13 protein-coding genes are annotated in these 17,714 nt (G+C 44.2%); 5 read left to right on the top strand and 8 right to left on the bottom strand.

Annotated elements, in window-relative coordinates:
* The first annotated feature begins 7 nt into the window (after positions 1-7).
* From NBH07_RS14785 to galE, 5 genes are read left to right on the top strand one after another with little or no spacing between them, the layout of a single operon-like run.
* Complete coding sequence (locus NBH07_RS14785) at positions 8-976, top strand: RnfABCDGE type electron transport complex subunit D (protein WP_005855664.1); 969 nt, start codon at positions 8-10, stop codon at positions 974-976.
* 2 nt (positions 977-978) lie between these two features.
* Positions 979-1,593, top strand: a complete 615-nt coding sequence (locus tag NBH07_RS14780) for an RnfABCDGE type electron transport complex subunit G (RefSeq protein WP_008771710.1) — start codon at positions 979-981, stop codon at positions 1,591-1,593.
* Positions 1,594-1,610: 17 nt separating this feature from the next.
* Positions 1,611-2,195 (top strand): RnfABCDGE type electron transport complex subunit E, encoded by a 585-nt coding sequence (locus NBH07_RS14775; RefSeq protein WP_005855661.1) that lies wholly within the window; start codon positions 1,611-1,613, stop codon positions 2,193-2,195.
* Between the two features lie 12 nt (positions 2,196-2,207).
* On the top strand, positions 2,208-2,780 hold the full coding sequence (rsxA, locus tag NBH07_RS14770) for an electron transport complex subunit RsxA (RefSeq protein WP_005855659.1): 573 nt from the start codon (positions 2,208-2,210) through the stop codon (positions 2,778-2,780).
* Positions 2,781-2,805: 25 nt separating this feature from the next.
* The gene (gene galE / locus NBH07_RS14765) at positions 2,806-3,846 is read left to right on the top strand and encodes a UDP-glucose 4-epimerase GalE (protein WP_005855657.1); all 1,041 of its coding nucleotides are present in this window, start codon (positions 2,806-2,808) and stop codon (positions 3,844-3,846) included.
* Between the two features lie 68 nt (positions 3,847-3,914).
* Here galE and NBH07_RS14760 read toward each other — a convergent pair whose 3' ends face one another.
* From NBH07_RS14760 to NBH07_RS14725, 8 genes are all read right to left on the bottom strand, one after another.
* Positions 3,915-6,296, bottom strand: a complete 2,382-nt coding sequence (locus NBH07_RS14760) for a hybrid sensor histidine kinase/response regulator (protein WP_022193141.1) — start codon at positions 6,294-6,296, stop codon at positions 3,915-3,917.
* Positions 6,297-6,334: 38 nt separating this feature from the next.
* Positions 6,335-6,916 (bottom strand): HAD family hydrolase, encoded by a 582-nt coding sequence (locus NBH07_RS14755; protein WP_005855653.1) that lies wholly within the window; start codon positions 6,914-6,916, stop codon positions 6,335-6,337.
* A gap of 172 nt (positions 6,917-7,088) precedes the next feature.
* Entirely contained in the window at positions 7,089-8,336 is a 1,248-nt protein-coding gene (locus NBH07_RS14750; RefSeq protein ID WP_005855651.1) for a DUF1015 domain-containing protein, read from the bottom strand.
* Between the two features lie 71 nt (positions 8,337-8,407).
* Positions 8,408-9,331 (bottom strand): NAD(P)-dependent oxidoreductase, encoded by a 924-nt coding sequence (locus tag NBH07_RS14745; RefSeq protein ID WP_005855649.1) that lies wholly within the window; start codon positions 9,329-9,331, stop codon positions 8,408-8,410.
* A 17-nt stretch (positions 9,332-9,348) separates the two neighbouring features.
* Positions 9,349-10,416 carry a 3-phosphoserine/phosphohydroxythreonine transaminase gene (serC, locus tag NBH07_RS14740; RefSeq protein WP_156682588.1) on the bottom strand — a complete coding sequence of 356 codons (1,068 nt, stop codon included), beginning with the start codon at positions 10,414-10,416 and terminating at the stop codon, positions 9,349-9,351.
* 132 nt (positions 10,417-10,548) lie between these two features.
* The gene (locus NBH07_RS14735) at positions 10,549-11,820 is read right to left on the bottom strand and encodes a replication-associated recombination protein A (protein WP_156682589.1); all 1,272 of its coding nucleotides are present in this window, start codon (positions 11,818-11,820) and stop codon (positions 10,549-10,551) included.
* 481 nt (positions 11,821-12,301) lie between these two features.
* A complete protein-coding gene (locus NBH07_RS14730) occupies positions 12,302-13,870 on the bottom strand; it encodes a SusD/RagB family nutrient-binding outer membrane lipoprotein (protein WP_156682590.1) in 1,569 nt (522 codons plus the stop codon).
* 22 nt (positions 13,871-13,892) lie between these two features.
* Positions 13,893-17,090 carry a SusC/RagA family TonB-linked outer membrane protein gene (locus tag NBH07_RS14725; RefSeq protein WP_011966035.1) on the bottom strand — a complete coding sequence of 1,066 codons (3,198 nt, stop codon included), beginning with the start codon at positions 17,088-17,090 and terminating at the stop codon, positions 13,893-13,895.
* Positions 17,091-17,714 lie beyond the last annotated feature (624 nt).

Genomic DNA, 17,714 nt, shown 5'->3' with positions numbered 1-17,714 from the left:
GAGCAACATGGAAAATAATTTATACGTATCGCCCTCGCCCCACATCCATGGAGGCGACAGCATAAGCAAAAATATGTATGGTGTACTGATTGCCCTTATCCCGGCTTTCTTGGTATCCCTTTATTTCTTCGGTCTGGGAGCGTTGATCGTTACGGTCGTATCGGTTCTGGCCTGTATGATATTCGAGTATTTGATCCAGCGATTCCTGATGAAAAAGGAACCGACCCTTTGCGATGGCTCCGCTATCCTGACGGGCGTATTGCTGGCCTTCAACCTACCTTCCAACCTTCCGGTCTGGATCATTATCATCGGAGCGTTGGCGGCGATCGGCATCGGCAAGATGTCTTTCGGTGGATTAGGTAATAATATTTTCAATCCGGCGTTGGTCGGACGTGTATTCTTATTGATCTCCTTCCCGGCGCAGATGACGACTTGGCCGGTGGTAGATGCCTTGAACGTTTTCCCGATGACTTATACGGACGCCCAGACCGGCGCGACGGTACTGTCGTTGATGAACGAGGGCGTGACCGAGCTTCCGTCTTACGGGAATATGCTTGTAGGGGCTATGGGAGGTAGTCTCGGTGAAGTGAGCGCCGTGGCCTTGATCCTCGGTCTTTTATTCATGCTATGGAAAAAGATCATCACTTGGCAGATCCCGGTATCCATCTTGGCTACCGTATTCGTATTCACGGGCATCATGCACTTGGTGAATCCGGTACAATACGCCAGCCCGTTCGTTCATTTATTATCCGGTGGTTTGTTATTAGGCTCCATCTTTATGGCGACCGACTACGTAACCTCGCCGATGAGCAAGAACGGAATGCTTGTCTACGGCGTGGGAATCGGAATCCTTACCACGGTGATCCGTTTGTTCGGGTCTTACCCGGAAGGTATGTCGTTCGCTATCCTGATCATGAACGCATTTACTCCGCTAATCAACAGCTATATCAAACCTAAACATTTCGGAGGAAAGTAAGCATGGCAAAATTAAAATCAACATTACCCAATATGCTCCTTTCACTAACAGGCATTTGCTTGGTAGCAGGGGCGATCCTAGCCGGAGTGAACCAGTTTACCGCCGGCCCTATAGCGGTAGCCAAAGCGACCGCCTTGGAGGAAGCGATTAAAGCCGTTGCTCCCGAGTTCGACAACAAACCGACTGAGGACGTCTATATGGCCGTCTCCTCCGATGGTGATTCCCTCAAGATTTATCCTGCCAAGAAAGGCGGACAAGTCGTTGGCGGAGCTGTAGAGAGTAATACGAAAAAAGGCTTTAGCGGTGAGATACGGGTTATCGTAGGTTTCGATATGGATGGCAAGATCTTGAACTATTCCGTATTGCAACACGCCGAGACTCCGGGCTTGGGAGCCAAGATGCAAGAATGGTTCCGTGCGGACAAGAACAAGCAAAGTGTCTTGGGACGTACGATTCCGGACGGAGGCTTAAAAGTAACAAAAGATGGTGGCGATGTGGACGCTATCACGGCAGCGACAATCTCCAGCCGTGCGTTCCTCGATGCCGTGAACCGTGCGTATAGCGCATTCGCTGGCGTAGACGGACTAACGGGTGCCACTTCAACTGATAACAAATAAAAAGGGAGGACAGAACAATGAGTAATCTAAAAATATTGATGAATGGTATCATCACGGAGAACCCGACATTTGTATTACTGTTAGGTATGTGTCCTACCTTGGGAACGACCTCTTCGGCCATCAACGGCATGAGTATGGGATTGGCTACGATGTTCGTATTGATTTGCTCGAATATCGTGATTTCCGCCTTGAAAAACGTAATCCCCGACTTGGTGCGTATCCCGGGATATATCGTTGTGATCGCGACGTTCGTGACCGTAGTGCAGATGTGCATGGAAGCGTTCGTCCCGGCTTTATACGCTAGCTTGGGATTATTTATCCCGTTGATCGTGGTAAACTGTATCGTACTAGGACGTGCCGAGGCTTTCGCTGCGAAGAACGGCGTAGTCCCATCCGCTTTCGACGGAATCGGTATCGGACTGGGCTTTACGATGGCTCTTACGCTGCTGGGCGCTTGCCGTGAGTTCTTGGGAACCGGTAAGTTATTCAACGTAACCTTGATGCCCGAGGAATATGGTTCGCTGATCTTCGTATTGGCTCCGGGAGCGTTTATCGCCTTGGGTTATCTGGTAGCAATAGTAAACAAACTGCGTAAAGCATAATAAACGGATCATATGGAATATATATTGATATTTATCGCCGCCGTATTCGTTAATAACGTTGTACTGGCACAGTTCTTGGGAATTTGTCCGTTCTTGGGGGTATCTAAGAAAGTGGAGACTGCCGCAGGCATGGGAGCCGCCGTTACGTTCGTGCTTACGATCGCCACGATTGTTACATTCCTCGTGCAAAAATACATATTGGACGCTTTCGGATTAGGGTTCATGCAGACGATCAGTTTCATCTTGATCATCGCCGCCTTGGTTCAGATGGTGGAAATCATATTGAAGAAGGTCTCTCCCGCCCTTTACCAGGCGTTGGGCGTATTCCTTCCGTTGATCACCACGAACTGCTGTATCTTGGGTGTGGCGATCCTTGTAATCCAAAAAGAGTATAATTTATTAGAATCTGTGGTATATGCTATCTCGACCGCTATTGGATTTGCGCTAGCTTTGATTATCTTCGCGGGTATTCGGGAGCAACTAGCCATGACGCATGTTCCGGAAGGCATGAAAGGCACTCCTATCGCCTTGATAACGGCCGGTTTGCTAGCTATGGCTTTTATGGGATTCTCGGGTATCGTATAACAAACTTATCTAAATGAACACTAGAATGAAAAAGAAGATTTTAGTAGCGGGCGGAACCGGTTATATCGGCTCACACACCACAGTAGAATTGCAGAACGCCGGATATGAGGTAGTCATTATCGACGATTTGTCAAACTCGAATATCGAGGTGCTCGATGGTATCGAGAAAATCACGGGCATCCGTCCGGAGTTTATCCAATTGGATCTAAAGGATAAGGAAGGTACTCGCAAGGCATTGGAAGCTCATCCGGGCATCAAAGGCATTATCTTGTTCGCCGCTAGCAAGGCGGTAGGAGAATCCGTACAGCAGCCTTTGAAGTATTATCGCAATAATATTGTCACTTTGGTGAACTTGTTGGAGATGATGCCTGAATTCAATATCGAAGGTATCGTATTCTCTTCCTCTTGTACGGTATACGGACAACCGGATCCGGAGAACTTGCCGGTAACCGAGAATGCCCCGATCAAACCCGCTATGTCTCCTTATGGAAACACGAAGCAGATCAACGAGGAGATTATCCGGGATACGATCCATGCGGGAGCGCCTTTCAAGAGTATCATCTTGCGCTACTTCAACCCGATAGGCGCTCACCCAAGCGCAGAGATCGGCGAGTTGCCAAATGGTGTTCCCCAGAACTTGATCCCGTACTTGACACAGACGGCTATGGGTATCCGCAAGGAATTAAGCGTATTCGGCGATGATTATGATACGGCAGACGGCTCTTGCATCCGTGACTATATCAATGTCGTAGACTTGGCGAAAGCGCATGTAATCGCTATGGACCGTATGCTTGAGAATAAGTCTGATGAGCATATCGAGATATTCAACCTAGGTACCGGCAATGGTGTTTCTGTCCTTGAACTGATCAATACCTTCGAGCAGACAACAGGCGTTAAGGTTCCGCACAAGATCGTGGGCCGTCGTGAAGGTGATATCGAGAAGGTATGGGCCAATCCGGAGCACGCGAATAAGGTATTAGGCTGGACCGCCAAGGAGACTTTAGCCGACACCCTGCAATCCGCATGGAACTGGCAGAAACGTTTGAGAGAACGTGGCATCCAGTAAATAACACAAAAAAGAGGCCGTATCTGATAGCGCTTAGCTAAGATATGGCCTTTTTTATATCCTTATATCTACAAGTATTTCTCTAAGATCTCAAGAACTTTCCCGAAATCGATCGGCTTAGCGATATGCTCATTCATTCCGGATTCTTTACACAACTTGATGTCTTCCGCAAATGCGTTCGCAGACATGGCTATTATCGGCATGGACTTGATATCCGGACGTTCTAATGCCCGAATATGGCGAGTAGAGTCGTACCCGTTCATGACCGGCATCTGGATATCCATAAATACCAAGTCATAATATCCCGGACTAGAGTTTTTTACCATATTCACCGCGACAAGGCCATTTTCCGCCTCCTCTACCACCGCACCGGTCTCTTCTAGTAACACAGTCGCTATTTCCCTATTCAAGCTATTATCTTCCACCAGCAAGATCCGCTTACCCTCAAAGTTACCGAAAGGATATTGAGGCTTCTCCGTCTCTTCCTCTTTTTCCTCTTGCTTGATAGCGAAACTTTTCATCAAATAAAATAACTTGGATTTCATCAACGGCTTACTTATGAATCCATCGACACCGGCTCGTTGGGCTATCTCCTCAAAATGCGGACAATCATAAGCGGAAAGAATAATGATCGGAATATCCCGGCCAACGACTTTTCGGATACGGGTAGCGGTCTCGATTCCATCCATTCCCGGCATTTTCAGATCAAGGATAACGGCAAAATAGTCATCATTAAGATGATGTGCCCTCTCTACTTTCCCGATAGCCTCCTCACCAGAAATGGCATATTCACCTTTCATACCGATCTCGTTAATCCTCATACATGCGTTCTCGCAACACACGATATCATCGTCTACCACGAGAACCGGTAAATCCCTTAAATGATCATCCTCAAAACACCCTTGATCCTGCAATTTCAACTGCATCGTAAATGTAAAAACAGAACCTTTGCCATATTCACTCTCCACCAGAATCTCACCATTCATCATATGAGCGATATTACGGCTTATCGCCATGCCTAAGCCGGTTCCTTGTATATTCCGCAAGGTTGCGTCTTCCGCACGTTCAAATGGTTCGAAAACCTTGTGTAAGAAATCCGGCTTTATCCCGATACCATTGTCTATAACCGTAACCTCAAATAAACCATAATTACCATTTTTAATTGGCTTTTCCCGTATCTCAAGTGTTATTTTCCCATAGTCCGGCGTATACTTTATGGCGTTTGACAGCAAATTCAACAATACTTGCTGAATCCGTTGCACATCGCCAATCAGCTTTTCATGTTTGATTTGAAACAAGTGAACCCGGAAATCCTGAAACTTCTGACTGACCGAAGTCTGAACCATAGTAATTACGCTTTGCAATAACTCGCCCATATCGAACTCCTCGTCTGTCAGCAAAATATGTCCGCTCTCTACCTTAGACATATCCAAGACCTCATTGATCAAGTTCAATAACAATTTGGAAGAAACCATAATCTTCTTCAAGCAATCCACTATACGCTCCCGATCGTCGATATGCATACTGGCGATAGTGGTCATACCGATAATGGCATTCATCGGAGTACGTATATCATGGCTCATACGGGATAAGAAATCCGATTTAGCCTGATTTGCCGATTTAGCCACTTGTAGGGCATCTTGAAGTAATTGCCTTTGCCGCTCTTCCTCACGAACCTCCATAATATCGGTCCGGGTCAAAAGAAGTATATTCCTCTCCTTATCGAAAAAGCTAAAACGCAACTTCTTATCCCTAAAAACGCCATTCTCCATCACCTGACAGAACAAGACATACTCACGGGAATTTTGTAAGATAGATAAGACATGATCTAGGGAAAGATTTCGGGTTAACTCATCTCGCTGATCCTCCGGCACATATTTGTGGTGGAACTCGGCTACCTCTTTTTCATAGTCATTACTCGCTATCGGGGGGACCGGCGTCCCACTTTCACGATTGGAAGTATACATGACATAGCTATTCGTATTTGCCTCTATATAAACGACATAATCATACTCAGTCTGAACGGCAGCCTCTACGATCTGTGCCTTGCGACAATGATTCACATAGCGGCTGAAAAGAATGACACGATCCGGAATTCCACTCTTATCTTTCAAGATACGAATAAAAGCCTCATGCCACTCAAAACCCAACAAATCATTACAGAAACGCATGTCGAACTTCTTATTTGCTACGCCGCTAGCCGCCATTTGCCGCAATGAATTCAAGGATAAGATCTCCTCCCATTTCCCTAAATCCGCAGGATATACATATTCTTGAATGTAAGTCTGGCAAAGTTCTGTATAATCCAAACATTCTCCTTCCCTTTCGGGAGTCATCGAATCTTTGACTATCTCAACCTTTTCATTACCTAATGTGACGATCCAAAGCGTATCGACTAGCTCGTTTACACCACAGAGTAGTTCTTCCAAATTTAAAGTAGTATTTGTCATTTTCAATGATATAGATTTAATTAAGAGGAATAGAGATCCTATGATTTTGAGAGTATTTCATCGAGCCTCCCTCTCCAATCCTCTCCATTCAAAGGCTGATAGGTATGGAACCCCAGTTCCTGCCCCACTACGATATTATTCTTACCATCATCTACAAATAATGTTTCCTCTGGTCTGATTCCTGAATCCAAGACCATGCGATCAAAAATTTCACGATCTGGCTTAGTGACACCGATTTCATAAGAGAGATACAATTTATCGAAATAATCATTTAATGGACGGCCCGCCGGCGTAAACTCTTTTGTCTGTGCCCATTCAAGCTGTATGATCGGATTTGTATTGCTCAATAAATAGACTTGATATTTCTCACGGAGTTTTAATATGTAGTCCAATTTATATTGGGGAACGCCACCAATGAAGCCAAACCAAGCCCAACAAATATCCTCATAAGAAAGGTCTTTACCCGTATGCTTCCGTAAATAGCGACAAAACTCCTCTACTCCGATCTTTCCGGTCTCCAGATCTTGAAAAACCCCTTTTTGTTCGTAAGGATCTATCAATCCATCGGCATCTTTGACCCCAATCTCTATTAAACGACGAACAGGTTCATCCCGGTCCAAATCTATGATAACGCCCCCAGATCGAATACTATATTTTTTATTTTACCCATTGCGATACTATTTAAGTCCTAAAGATACAATTTATTCCGTATATCTAGGTTACAAGGATAAAAAAGGGTATAATCTTCAACGATTATACCCCAATCCAAAGCTATATTTATGTATATAAGACTTAATCCAATTTATGGATCACCAAACCGGAGCGAAGCTTCGGTTCGAACCACGTCGTCTTCGGCGGCATAATATTACCCGTATCGGCGATATCCATCAATTGCTTCATCGTAACGGGATACAAAGCCAAGGCAACCTTCATCTCACCGCTATCCACACGGCGTTTCAATTCACCCAGGCCACGGATACCTCCCACGAAATCGATTCGCTTGTCCGAACGTAAATCCTTAATGCCTAAAATCTCATCCAGAATCAAGTTCGAAGAGATCGTGACATCCAATACGCCTATCGGGTCATTGTCATCGTACGTACCGGGCTTAGCGGTCAAAGAATACCATTTCCCTCCTAAATACAGGGAGAAATTGTGCAAGGCACCCGGTTTGTAAATAGCAGAGCCCTTCTCCTCTACCACGAAGTTTTTCGTTAATCTCTCAACGAATTGTTCCTCGGTCAAGCCGTTCAAGTCTTTTACCACACGGTTGTAATCGATAATGGTCAATTGGTTGGCCGGGAAGCAAACAGCCATGAAATAGTTATACTCCTCGTCTCCCTTATGATCCGGGTTTTGCTTGGCCTTCTCCGCTCCTACCAAAGCAGCGGCGGCGGAACGATGATGTCCGTCGGCAATATACAACGCAGGCATCTCCCCGAATAACTCCGTGATGCGGGCGATGTCCTTATCCTCATCGATAATCCAGAACGTATGGCCGAAACCGTCTAATTTCGCCACGAAATTATATTCAGGCTCACGAGCCGTATATTTCATTACGATAGCGTCTAACTCTGAGTTGTCGGGATAAGCGAAGAATACCGGCTCGATATTAGCGTTGTTGACACGTACGTGCTTCATGCGATCCTCCTCCTTGTCACGGCGGGTCAGCTCATGTTTCTTGATCGTGCCATTCATATAATCGGGAACATAAGCCCCGACTACCAACCCATATTGAGTCTTGCCATTCATGGTTTGGGCATAAACATAATAGCATTCTTTCTGATCCTGAACCAACCAACCTTTTTCCTGAAAATTATTGAAATTGGCGGCGGCCTTCAGGTAAACAGCCGGATCATGCTCATCCGTCCCTTCTGGGAAATCGATTTCCGGTTTAATGATATGGTAAAGGGATTTCTCGTTTCCTTCCGCTTCCGCACGAGCTTCTTGCGAGTTCAATACGTCATAGGGGCGGGAAGCCACCTCCTCTATAAATTCTTTTGGTGGACGAACTCCCTTGAAAGGTTTTATTTTTGCCATGGTAATTAAATCTAATTGGTTTATGTATCAATGTAGAGACGGGGCGTACCCGTCTCTACAACCGGATATTCTCATTTATTAACCCGATACTTTTCATTGCCATTCACCAAGAAATCAACGATCTGCTTGGCGGCGGCGATACCAGCGTTGATATTAGCCTCGGCGGTCTGGGCACCCATCTTTTTCGGGGTGCTGAAATAACGACCGGCATATTTTTCGGCCAATTCCGCATGGATAGCGGGCATAATATCTGTCAAGTACTTGAAATCCGGACGCTCTTCCAACATCTTAGCGAGGCCAGCCTCATCCATCACCTCCTTACGAGCCGTATTCACTACGATAGCTCCCTTCGGCATGGAATTCATCAACTCGAAATTGATAGAACCCTTCGTCTCGGCCGTAGCCGGGATATGCAAGGAAACGATCTGGCAAGCCTTGAACAAGTCCGCCGTAGAAGCTACAGCCTTCACACCATCGGCCTCAATCACGGAAGCCGGACAGAACGCGTCATAAGCGTAAACCTCCATACCGAAGCCTTTAGCGATACGAGCCACGTTACGGCCCACGTTTCCATAAGCCAAGATACCCAATTTCTTTCCTTTCAACTCTGTTCCGGAAGTTCCGTTATAGAAATTACGAACCCCGTACACCAACATACCGAATACCAATTCGGCGACAGCGTTAGAGTTTTGTCCCGGCGTATTCATCACGCATACCTTATGGGCAGTAGCCGCATCCAAGTCCACGTTATCATACCCCGCACCGGCACGAACCACGATCTTCAGGTTCTTAGCGGCATCCAATACCTCAGCGTCCACCTTATCGCTACGGATAATCACGGCATCGGCATCCTTAACCGCATCCAGCAATTGCGCCTTCTCTGTATATTTCTCCAAAAGAGCCAGTTCCATACCAGCGCCTTCCACTACCTCCCGGATACCTTTCACAGCGACAGCGGCGAAAGGTTTCTCTGTAGCAACTAATATCTTTGCCATGTCTGAATCCTCCTTGATTAATGTTGTTTCTCGAACTCTTTCATGCAAGCTACCAAAGCCTCCACGCTGCTCTTCGGCATCGCGTTATAAAGAGAGGCACGGAAACCACCTACAGAACGGTGTCCCTTGATACCTACCATACCAGCGGCAGTAGCATATTTACTGAACTCGTCCTCCAACTCCTTATACTCATCATTCATCACGAAACAAACATTCATGATCGAACGATCTTCCTCCGCTACCGTACCACGGAACAACTTATTACGATCGATCTCATCGTATAAGATCGCCGCATTCTCAAGATCCTTCTTCTCCATAGCGGCGATACCACCTTGTTCCTTATACCATTTCAAGGTCTGTAAAGCCGCGTAAATAGGCAATACAGGAGGTGTATTGAACATGGAATCCTTTTTAATATGGGTAGCGTAGTTCAACATGGTCGGGATCGGACGGTCTACATGTCCTAAAGCGTCCACACGAACGATAGCCAAAGTCACGCCGGCAGGAGCCAAGTTCTTTTGAGCACCCGCATAGATAATATCATATTTGGAAATATCGATCGGACGAGAGAAAATATCGGAAGACATATCGCAAACCAAACGTTGCTTCACATCCGGATCCTTACGCATCTCTGTTCCGTAAATCGTATTATTAGAAGTAAAATGGAAATAATCCGAGTCATCAGCGATCGCATAACCCTTCGGGATGTAAGTATAGTTCTTGTCTTTGGAAGAAGCGACAACATCTACCACCCCAAACAACTTAGCTTCCTTGATAGCGTTCGAAGCCCATGTGCCGGTATCCAAATAAGAGGCTTTCTTATTCAACAGATTGTAAGGAACCATACAGAACTGCATGCTGGCGCCACCGCCCATGAATACAACCTCATAGCCTGCCGGAACATCCAGTAATTCCTTGATCAACGCACGTGCCTCGTCGTTTACGGCTACAAACTCCTTACTTCTATGAGAGATCTCAAGAAGTGATAACCCCATACCCGCAAAATTTTCTACCGCAGCGGCTGTATTCTTAATTGTATACTCGCTCAAGATAGAAGGACCTGCATAAAAATTGTGCTTCTTCATACCAATGTCTTTTTAGAATGTTATTATAAATAAAGTAACTATTTTTTCAAAAACAGGCGGCTAATGTAACTATTTTTTCTCATTTGCCGACACTTTTCGAGCATTTTTTAATTTACAATCAGAATATGTCAATTAAAAACGATCTCCCCAAAGGCGCCTCATTTGCTCAATTAGTTTGTGCTCGGCCGGATTTTCCTGTCCTTTCCACAAACGTTCGCCCAAAATTTCCTTCGGAAGATACTCCTGCTTTACAAAATGATTTTCGTAGTCGTGCGCATATTTATATTCCTTGCCATACTCCAGTTCAGCCATTAATTTGGTAGGCGCGTTGCGTAGATGAAGCGGTACGGGTAAATTCCCAGTCCGGTTAACAAGTGCCAAAGCGTCGTTGATCGCCATATAGGCCGAATTACTTTTCGGGCTGCAAGCCAGATAAACGGTCGTCTCGGCCAGGATGATCCGGCCCTCCGGCCAGCCGATCTTCTTCAAGGCATCGAAACATGCGTTCGCCAGCAAAAGCGCATTCGGATTCGCCAATCCGATATCCTCAGAAGCGGAGATCACCAACCGCCGTGCGATAAACTCAGGGTCTTCTCCCCCAGCCACCATACGGGCGAGCCAGTAAATGGCGCCATCGGGATCGCTACCCCGGATCGACTTGATAAAAGCGGAGATTATATCGTAATGCATCTCCCCTCCCTTATCATACTCCGCAGGGTTCTCCTGCAACCTCTCCACTACCTTCTCATCCAGAATCTCAATATCGTCACTCTCCTCGGCAGACACCACCAGTTCCAGAATATTCAGCAACTTCCGGGCGTCTCCTCCCGAGTAACGTAACATGGCATCCGTTTCCGTCAGCCTTATGTTTTTATCCTTCAGAACGACATCCTCGGCGATCGCCTTATGCAATAGCGTAAGCAAGTCATTCTTGTCCAGCGATTTCAATACGTACACCTGACAACGGGATAACAAAGGACGGATTACCTCGAACGAGGGATTCTCCGTGGTTGCCCCAATCAGCGTCACCACGCCCGTCTCTACGGCGTTCAGCAATGAGTCTTGCTGCGACTTACTGAACCGGTGTATCTCATCAATAAACAATATCGGCGATACCGTATTGAAGAAGCGGTTGCTCTTGGCCTTCTCTATCACCTCCCGCACGTCCTTCACTCCCGAACTGATTGCGCTTAACGTATAAAAAGGCGCATCCAACTTATTCGCTATGATCTGCGCTAAGGTAGTCTTCCCTACTCCCGGCGGCCCCCACAATATAAAAGAGGGAACCCGTCCCGCATCAATCATCTTCCTCAACACGGCTCCCTGGCCTACCAGGTGCTTCTGTCCGATATAATCATCCAACGTCTTCGGACGTAATCTCTCTGCTAATGGTTGACTCATCATGGAAGCAAAAGTCGGACATTTTATTTACTTTTCAAAGGATAAGTCAAGAAATTTATCGTATAAAAAGAATGTTAAACAACAGGAAATAGTGACATAATGAAAGAGTAATCATCACAAACACACTTTTACCCATATAATATACTAACATTATGACAATAAAAATTTAACATTCCCTTAGTTCCCTATCCTTTTTATCCCGTACTTTTAGCGATATCTTCTTAACACATTATACCTTTTTTCTTGAAGCATTAAATATCTATCAGCTGGTGCATGATCGTCCAACAGTTGGTGCATGATCATGCAACGGCTGTTAGATGATCATGCACCAATTGTTAGATGATCTATACTTCCGTATAAAACCAATAAGCCTTCCAAGGAAATGGGATAAGGGAAGCTATCAAAACATGTAAGATATATAACAAAAAAAGATGCCCCTCCATAATCGGAGAGGCACCCTATACATTATATTATATATGTTAGATTAGCGAGTTCCGCCAGCCCACCATACAGGCTCTGAATATACGTATTGACCGTCGCCATAAGCGGCTTTTACTTCCGGATTTGATACCACGTCACTATTACCATAAGGCATACGAAGAGGGAATTTTTTCGTATTCGCCAATGTCACGAAATTCTCTCCTAATCCTTTCATTCTACGGATATCATTAAAAGTCTCGGTAGCCTCTCCCGATGCTCCCCACAAAGCCAGATATTTCTGGATCATGGTCTCTTTCAAAGGATTTACAGCAAACAGCGGTTTAACTTGGTTATCGAAATATGTATTGGCCGTCTCCTCTGTCATTTTTTCTGAATTCACGACCATTTTGCTACCCATATAAGTGATAGCAGAAGAGACACTTCTTTCAGCATTTGCGATTCCGGCAGCTACCGCCTCTTTCAACGCTTTCTCGGCGTCAGACGTACGGTTTAAGCGACATAACGCCTCAGCTTGCAAGAATTTCAACTCATGATAACTCATCAACATCGTAGGAGCCGTGTTTGAATATACAAAGGCGGAAACACCATATTTCTGCATATTCTGCTCAGGAGTACCATTCGGGGCCGGAACTAAGTTCTTATCAGCAGAGCCTGTAACCTGTACGCGTTTCTTGTCAGCCGTAGTAGGAGAAAGCATCACTCTTTCCAATCGAGGATCTTTACGCTCAATCAACTTGTCCGTCAAGCTCTGGCTATTGGCAAAACCAGCGCGAGAATCGAAGTAACCAAAGAATGGGTTGATATTATTCGCATCATAGACAGCGTATGCAGCCTCGTCATCCGCAGAAGTAAAAGATTTTGATACATAGTCCAAAACCTTATTCAAGTCAGCTTGCTTATCCGTGGAACGATTGATCAGACGCATCGTATAACGAGCCTTCAAACCATAAGCGAATTTAATCCATTTCTCGGCATCTCCATTATACAAATAATCATACGTACCAACCGGTGAACGATCAGACTGATTCAAATCCTCGATCGCCTTGTCCAAGGAGGCCATTATAGAGACATAAATCTCCTCTTGCTTATCTATTTTAGGATTCATATTCACCGGTGAGCCATTCTCATCCAATAAAGAAGCTTCACTATAAGGTGTATCTCCAAATATATCCGCCAATAGAGCGCCATTGTAAGCTTCCATGACCTCAGCGATACCTCTCGTCACTAAATTTCCCTCATCACGCTTACCTTCTTGACATTGACCGATAATAACACGAGCGTTCTTCAAGCTTGTATAAACATTTCCCCACGTATTCTCAAACGTAGAAGAGGCAGAAGGCTCATTCAAACGAATTTCCGCGTTATATAACTGGTTTTCGATACCCACTTCATATTCCACGTAGGAAGATGAATAGGTATTGAAGTCTCCGCTAACGTTGGAAAATGCAGTAGAAGTAATCAAGTCGGCCAAGATAAATTTGCCATCCACGCTATTTGTATGGCTCGTATCTTGGTTAATCCGATCCATTACATCCTCGGAACATCCAGCCAATGCCAAGGATACGGCCGACACAACAGCCAACCCTTTAAATGATTTTATTATTGTATTCATATATATCTGTCTTCTTTATAAATTAGAAATTTACGTTGACACCAAAACCGTAGCTAGATGTACCCGGTAAGGAGAAACGCTCGAAAGCGCCAGCCATATTGTTATTTCCTTGAGTAGCCTCTGGATCGAAGCCTTTTATCTCAGACCATACAATGATATTACGGGCGAAAACATTCACGTTTACATTCAAGTTATCTTTCTTATATACAGGATATGACAATGAAAGTTCACGCAATTTCAAGAACGAGTTGTCATAGACATAGGCTTCGTCAATGCCCCTCACGCTTTTGAAATACTCCTCTGCATCTGATCCTTTCACTCCACCCGTATAGGGAACATAGATAGGTTTACCATCCGCATCTACGCCCTTCTGTTCAACAGCAGCATAGTCAAAATGATATTTATCACTCTTACGAACCTCTCCAGATAACTTACTTGTACCGTAGAAGTTCGTCTCACCAGCCGTACCACTATACATTTGTCCACCTTGCTTCCAGTCAAATACAGCAGCCAAACGGAATTTATACAACTCGATATTCGTATTGAAACCCAAACGGAAATCAGGAGAAACCTTACCGATTACTTGGGTCTCACCAGCCTCTGGTATACCTTTTTCGTTTACTACAATTCGTCCTTCGCCATCACGTTTGTAACCAACACCATAGATTACCGGGAATTTATCGCCGATACCTGCACGTACTTGAGGAGTCACGAAACCACCCAACATAATGCTCTCTACGCCCGGAGCCAACTCGTCTACATAATTGTCGATCTTTGAGAAGTTAAAAGCGAAGTCCAGCTTGAAATTCTTCGTATCAACCGGAGAGATACCTAATGTAATCTCATGTACGTTTGAGTGCATCTTTCCACCATTCATCATCATACTGGAAGCACCTGTGGAGCCAGCCAAAGGCACCTCGAAGATTTGGTCTTTCACGTTCTGACGAGAATACGTATAATTCAATGAAACTAAACCATTCAAGAAAGTCAAGTCAGCACCAAGCTCATAAGACTTCGTGTTCTGAGGCTTCAAGTTCGGATCATAAACCACGAAATAAGGAATATACGCCATATTTCCATTAATCGGATACATAATAGGTGTTCCCTGGAAGAAACCACCACCATAACCTGGCGTATAATAATAAGACGGCACATATTCTCCTGCCATACCTACCTCTGCGTAAGAGCCACGGATCTTACCAAATGTCAAGATATCATTCTTCAAGGCTTCCACTTCCGTGAATACCCATCCAAGGGATACGGAAGGATAAAAGAACGAACGGTTATCTCTCGGCATAGAAGACACGATATCGTTACGTCCCGTAACATTCAAATAAAGCATATTCTTCCAAGCCAAAGATAAGCTAGCGAAGTTACCTACCGTACGTTTTCTCTTATACTCATGAGAGCTGTTGAATACAGAAGCGTTGTTCAAATGGTTCCAGCCCGGGAAGTTGAAGCTATATCCCACGGCTTGAGTATTACTGATTCGCTTATCTACAAGCTCATTACCCAACAAAGCATCGAATACGAAGTCCTCATTGATATTCCAGTTATACGTAAACGTCAACAATGAGTTCATCTCATTTACCGTAAAACCGTATTCGCTAGCATAACCATTCGCATAACCAGTTGTACCGTAGCCGTAAATATCAGAGTAATTGGTCGTATAAGCGTCATCACCAATTTGGTATTTCACATCCAATTTATGATTGTCCGTACCAAATTTAGTAGAATACTTCAAGAACGCATTCCCGAAGAAACGTTGAGATCTCTCCGTAAAGCTATTATTGTCGCACGCCCAGTTTCCATCATCGATCCAGTTCTCACGGAACGTATTCTGAGTATAAGGATCACCTTCGATATGGGAAGGTATGCCCGCCATAGTATAACTGATAGGAGCCGTATAAACCGTAGCGGTAACACCGTCATTAGCGGTTCCTTGCTTCTTGATCTTTGATGTCACGAAGTTTCCGTTAAAACCAGTCGTCCAGTTATCATGCAATTGCGCCTCACCCGACAGCTTCACGTTATAACGATCCATTCCCGTAGAACGAACGATACCATCAGAAGTCGTATTACCCAAAGAAAATGAATAGTTTCCTTTATCGAAAGATTGAGCTACATTTACAGAGTTACTCCAAGTAACGCCAGTCTGGAAGAAATCTTTCGCATTATTATAAGCTTGGGGAGTAGCCCATGGATCCAATCCTGCCGCAGCACGCTGAGGCACATAGTATTGTCCATTATGCAATCCACCTTCCGTATATTCATTTTGTACATTACCGCCATATACAGGATCATTCGCCAAGTCAGAGATAGACGGTCCCCAGCTAAATCCCGAATATGGGTTATAAGCACCTTCATTACCTTGTCCATATTCAGTTTGTAACTCAGGTAATGTAGAAACCTTATCAAACGCAAGATTCGTGTTGAATGAGATCTGAGGTTTTCCTTTACGAGCACCTTTTCCGCTCTTTGTAGTAATAACGATCACACCATTAGAAGCACGCATACCATACAACGCAGAAGCGGCTTGTCCTTTCAAGATGTTGATACTCTCGATATCGTTCGGATCTAAGTCTACGGCACGGTTCGCATAGTCAGCTCCACTAACACTACCATTATTCATAGTATCCGTATTAACATCCGCCGTAGAAGCGATCGGCATACCATCGATCACATACAAAGGAGAGTTATCCCCTGTAAATGAACGGGCTCCACGGATCATGATCTTGGAAGATGCGCCTGGCATACCCGATGAGGAAGCGATATCGATACCGGATACTTTACCTTGCAAAGCCCCAGACAAACTAGTGTTAGCACCTTGTGTTAACTCATCCGATTTTACATCTTGCACGGCATAACCTAAAGCTTTCTTTTCCTTTGAGATACCCATCGCTGTAACCACGACCTCATCCAAGTTTTGGGTATCAGACATCAATGTTACATTTACATTGGGAGACACAACTACCTCCTTGGATTTCATACCGATGTATGAAATAACTAATTGCTTACCATCACTAGGAACATCCAAAGTAAAATTACCGTCAAAATCCGTAACTGTTCCCACAGTCGTTCCTTTTACGATAATGGACGCACCGATCACCGGCTCACCATCTTCTCCGACTACCTTACCGGTAACCTTCGAGGTCTGTGCCGAAACTACTCCTACGCTCATCGCAAGAAATAGTAGCACAGAAGTCAACTTTTTCTTCATAGACACATTCTTTTTATTTAAACTAAACTAGAAATTCAATTAAGCTTTCGTGGACTATAGTTCATACAGAACTACCAATTTTCAATATTTTATTTAGTGTAGTCATATGAAAAAAAATTATCATATAAGTTTAGATCTATTAAAATTCTGTAATAAATATATTGGATTTGAGAGATATTGTTTATCAGCCATATTGGGAGGATAAGAAAAGCCAGCCGTTTTTCACAAATATCTACATAAAATAAAGTTGTAAATATTTTTAGTGATAAGCTATATGCTATAAAATATCCAGAATAAGTTGATATCAAGTCCAATATCATGCCTATAAAGAGTAAGCTCACTATTTGTTACGATAAAATTAAGATAAAAATAATTTTTTTATTTGTCAAAAAGAAACTATCGGCAGCGATAACTCATTGATTTGTGATACGATCATGTCACCTGAGTCGATTTAGACAGTGGTTATATTGCAAATTGACAGATTTAACAATTAAGAAAACAAAGGAAATATATCACAATAATAATAATTTGTTGTTTTTTTCAGGTATAATTTATAGTTTTGCAACCGTTTTTCATTTAATAGGTATGTCGTAAAACATAAAATGGAGTAGTTCTGTATGAACT

It is taken from the genome of Parabacteroides sp. B2-S-102 (assembly GCF_023656665.1).
Classification (GTDB): Bacteria; Bacteroidota; Bacteroidia; order Bacteroidales; family Tannerellaceae; genus Parabacteroides; species Parabacteroides distasonis.
This window is presented reverse-complemented; position numbering and strand designations above follow the sequence as displayed.